At 55.8% G+C, this 4,289-nt stretch carries 4 protein-coding genes and 1 pseudogene; 4 read left to right on the top strand and 1 reads right to left on the bottom strand.

Annotated features, from left to right (window positions below):
- Positions 1-510: 510 nt before the first annotated feature.
- The 3 genes and pseudogenes from ACWJI7_RS14055 to ACWJI7_RS14045 all read left to right on the top strand — a co-directional run.
- Positions 511-783, top strand: a pseudogene (locus tag ACWJI7_RS14055) (ArdC family protein); the annotation flags it as partial.
- Positions 784-1,047: 264 nt separating this feature from the next.
- On the top strand, positions 1,048-1,491 hold the full coding sequence (locus ACWJI7_RS14050) for a zincin-like metallopeptidase domain-containing protein (protein ID WP_479938832.1): 444 nt from the start codon (positions 1,048-1,050) through the stop codon (positions 1,489-1,491).
- 274 nt (positions 1,492-1,765) lie between these two features.
- The gene (locus ACWJI7_RS14045) at positions 1,766-2,503 is read left to right on the top strand and encodes a DNA/RNA non-specific endonuclease (RefSeq protein WP_479938830.1); all 738 of its coding nucleotides are present in this window, start codon (positions 1,766-1,768) and stop codon (positions 2,501-2,503) included.
- Between the two features lie 9 nt (positions 2,504-2,512).
- On the opposite strand, the gene ACWJI7_RS14040 is transcribed toward ACWJI7_RS14045, so the two are convergent.
- A complete protein-coding gene (locus ACWJI7_RS14040; protein WP_479938828.1) occupies positions 2,513-3,601 on the bottom strand; it encodes a DUF3616 domain-containing protein in 1,089 nt (362 codons plus the stop codon).
- A 418-nt stretch (positions 3,602-4,019) separates the two neighbouring features.
- Here ACWJI7_RS14040 and ACWJI7_RS14035 point away from each other — a divergent pair.
- The coding region (locus ACWJI7_RS14035; RefSeq protein WP_479938827.1) for a hypothetical protein at positions 4,020-4,289 on the top strand (270 nt) is incomplete at its 3' end.

The following is a 4,289-nucleotide window of genomic DNA, read 5'->3' as shown; positions in this document are numbered from 1 at the left end:
GTGCTTTGTCGCGTGGGGCGGTGTCTGCACATCTCCAGAATATAGCAGGTCGGATCGAGATTCAAGATGAGTGTTGTTCAGACTTTGTTTTCTGGATATTATCCAGGGTTTCGCAGGCGCTGCCTTTTTTGCTGCTGGTTTGATCGGGTTGGCTTGATCTCCAGGGCTGGTTTGCTGCCGTAACTCCTCATCCGATTGTCCGGGTGTGCAAGTGATCCCAGTGGCACTTCCCCCCTTCCTTCATTCCCCCCTTTGCCTGATATTCCTGTGCTGGACTGGGCTTTGGTGGGGGTAACAATGGAGAAATTCGTTTCTCCCTTTCCCCCCTTCGCTCTGGCAATCCAGAGGGGCGGGCGCGCAGGATTCTTCAGCATGCGCGGCCGCACAAGGGCTGACGCGAGCTGGCCCGCCATCGGTACGTGACACCCGGGGAATTTGTGGAGGGCCGAGGTCCCGGGCCAGCCCTTGCTGCTGGCCGCGCTGGTGCTTCGGGTCCTGCGCTGCTGCCCGATGGGTGCGACCAAAGCTGCTACTCGTTCTCATTCCACCTCCAGGTTCAGATCCGAGCGTTCTGTTCAGGCATCGCCAGCCGAAAAGCTGGTTGAGTCCTTGATCCAGCTGCTGGAAATGGGCACCACACCCTGGAGGCGTGAGTGGGATTCCACTGGTGGTCACCACGTCAACCTGCTTTCTGGTCATCGTTACCGGGGCGCTAATACGATCCTGCTCACGCTGGGGATGCATCTGCGGGGATCGGCATTGCCCTACTGGTGTGGGTTCGCGGAGGCCAAGGCGCAGGGGATCTTCCCTCGTAAGGGCAGCCAGGGGATTCGGATCCTCAGGCCTCATGTCAACCGCTCAGATTCCGATGGTGGGGGGTCGGACCCGTCGGACCCCTCGGATGCAACAACTGGACCCAGCTGTGCAGGCGGTACCCCTGCTGAGCGGACTTGGGTCAGTTTTCGCCCCGTGGTGGTCTTCAACGCGGCTGATCTTGATGGAGATGTCCTGGGGGATCTGGTCGCACAGAGGCAGCAGGACGCTGGGTTGACCGCCAGGCTGGAGCCGGAGCGCCTTGGTGCTGCTGAAGCCGTGCTTAGTGGTTGGCCTGTTCCTGTCTCCTACGGAGGGGAGCGTGCCTGTTATTTCCCCCAGCTCGATCGGATCCAGCTGCCCGAGCGCCAGGCATTCCATTCAGCTTCCGGCTTCTATGCCACCTGGGCCCATGAAGCCATCCACTCCACTGGCCACCCCAACCGTCTCAAGCGGGAGCTGAGCGGACACATGGGCTCAATGGCCTATGCCCGTGAGGAGCTGGTGGCGGAGCTCGGGGCGGTGCTGCTGGGAGACCGGCTGGAGATCGGCAGTGCGATGGAGAACCATGCCGCGTACCTGGGACACTGGATCGAGTTGCTCAAGGAAAACCCGCAGGTGCTCCTCCAGGTGCTGGGTGAGGCAGGCCAGGCGGGCTGTGGAGCTGGTGATGCCTGAGGTGGATGTGGATGTGCCCAGCCCCGGTTGATCTAGGCGCCGGAGAAGGAGCATCCGTAACAATAATTGTGATCAGGTCTGGATTGGCTGGAAAGGTAGAGTAGGCGTTGCATTGTCCGCAGGGATCGGAGTCGGATCAAGAACTGTATCTGGATTTCAGTGGAGAGTGTTTTGCAGAATACATCTGGTGGGCGGGACTTTGAATGTGGATCCACCATTGGCGTGCGGGTCCTCGAGTTGGATTCAATTGTTACCGAGCAAATAGGTCTGAGCCATGAGCGACCCATTTCAGATCAAGCGTGAGCTTCGTTACGGCGCGCCTGTTTGTGATGAGATATTGATAGGACGGTACTTCACTATTGGCTACTCTTGGTACTTTAGGCAAGCGAAATGGGTCCTAGAGATCGTCAATCCTAACGCAATCTTTGATTGGTTGGCTCCTGGCCGAAGCGACAACTTTAGAGCAGACATCAGAATCCCGCAGAGATTCCGCGCAGCACTTAATGCCTACAAAGGTAGTGGATACGATCGTGGTCACCTTGTTGGAAGTGCAAATCAAGATGAGCTTGATATTCAGAACAGCGAAACGTTTCTTCTCTCCAATATGTCGCCACAAGTGCCTGCGTTCAATCGAGGAAAGTGGCGCGAACTTGAAATGGCCGTAAGAAACCTAAATGATCAGGAAGACATTCTGGAAACTTACGTGCTGACGGCTCCTGTCTTCTATTTTGACCAGAAGGTCGAAACCATTGGAGGTGATACGGATAACTACGGCATCAACATTCCGGTTCCGCATGCATTTGCAAAAAGTGTGCTAGCGGAAGATAATCGTGGTCGCCTAAAACTATGGACTTTCATAATGGAGAACAAGGAGCTATCGGGCAATTTGGAAGAGTATCTTGTTGTCACATATGACGCTGAGCAAATTGTTGGAGGGCGCTTTTGGGATCGCATTGCTGGTGGTGATCTCCATATTCAAAAGAGCAAACCTAGGAAGATGTGGAGCTTATAGCTAGGGTCTTTATGGCAGAGAGTAAACGCCGAATACGTCTGCTCTCACGCCGTTCTCGCTGATACGTGTCGTGGCAGGCGAGTCGTAACACACCATCAATGAGAGTGGATTTACAGAGGCAATGGACAAGCCTTCGGCGTGGTCATTCGAGACTCCGAAGGGCACCTGCACGATTTTCATGAGCTCCTGCTTCCAGGTCATCGAGTTCGCCTGCAGATTCAGCGCGTTCTTCCAGCGATAGATGAAGACCGGTCCGTCTAGTCCCATCGATGGGCCACTCAGAATCAGCATGTCGTTTCCATGAATGGCTAGTTCTCGAATACCCAGTCCATCAAGCTGCAAAAGATGCTTCCGATAGGGCTTATGTGTAGAGGCGAATGTCTCCAGCGTGAGTACTCCCTTGGCGTTCTCCTTGACCTCCAGCTCGACGATGGTTGCCCACCCCCTAAGGACAGGACCCCGCAACCCCAGAAACACCCGGTTGCCCCTCACGGCCAGGCCCTCGATGTCGAAGCCGTTGTCTTTACTCGGGATACCCTCTGTGCCTTTGGACGACTTGCGAGGTACAAACCGGCCGAGGTGACCGTCTCTCTTTAGGGCCTTGGTGAGAAGGTTTGACTTGGCGTTGCCTTGAAGACGTGCCGCGGACAATTCACCATGAAATTTCACGGGAGTGGCAGCTTCGTCCAGCGGCAATCTAGCGAGTGTGAACCGATTCCCTTCCACTTCGATCGTGAGAAGCCGCTTCAAGTTCTTCTTTGGTGACTTCTCGGCTTGTGGTTTTTTTCTCTTGGTGCTGTGGGATCCGACCAGCCACAAGTAGCCACCATCCACATCCAGTCCTTCAATGTCGATTTCCTCCTCCGCTGGTCCTGGAAGACCCAGCATCTCTTTCAGCTTGAAGCTCGTATGTTCACCAAAATCCCCTGAGGCATCACGACTCATACGGTGGATCGCAGTCCCTTCATCGCCACCTAACCAGAGATGGGTTCCGTCGAGCGCGATGGCAGAGAGGTTGTTCCGAAGCTTTTTGAGAACCTTCAGAGGAAGGCTGCTGCTAAAGCGCAGAAGTGGAGAACTAATGGGGTCGTCTTTCACGGCTTCAATTCTATGAATTCAAGATCTATTCTAGATCTTAGTTGTCACTGTACTTAAAATGCATGTTATACATTATCTCCATAACTGTCTGAAATATGGCAGGGGACTTGGCGTTTCCACTCCCAGCGAGCTCAGGCAGGAGAAAGCTTCACCGACCTCCCCAAGGAGGGATGAGCCAGACCTTTAGCTTGGAAGCAAAAGTCAGTCGCCTGATCAGCAGTCTTTTCCCGTTGCTGGTTGTTTCGCTCCAGTAGACCGTCAAACCCCGCCCCGATGATCCACCGCCACCCCACCAGCCCCTCGCTGTTCTCAGGGGTTGGGGGCAGCAACCGGCAAGGGCTGCGCGTGTGCCTGATGGCACCCCTGCCTGAGCTGCTAAAGCCGGTGGCAGGGAGCGGTGTTCTTCGCCGTCCCTCCCATGGAGCCGATCCTTACCCCTCTGGAGACTTCAGCTCAGGTCCAGCCTGGTCCTGGACCATCTGTCTCCCCAGCGTCATCCTCCCTGCAGCTTGCCGCCACGATTGAGGCCTGGGAAGCCGAATGCTCCTGCGGCTGGCGTGAGCCTGCGCCTGTTGAATACCAGGGTGAGCTTGCACTGACCTCGGTGAATGGGCCTGCCCTGATTGGCTCCTGCTGGGACAGCTGGTCCACTCACCCCTACCTGGAGAAACCGCAGGTGGAAGAACAG

Source organism: Cryptocyanus atlanticus LEGE 06306, from assembly GCF_056633155.1.
Note: the sequence above shows the minus strand (reverse complement) of the source record. Positions and strands in the feature narration are given on the sequence as shown.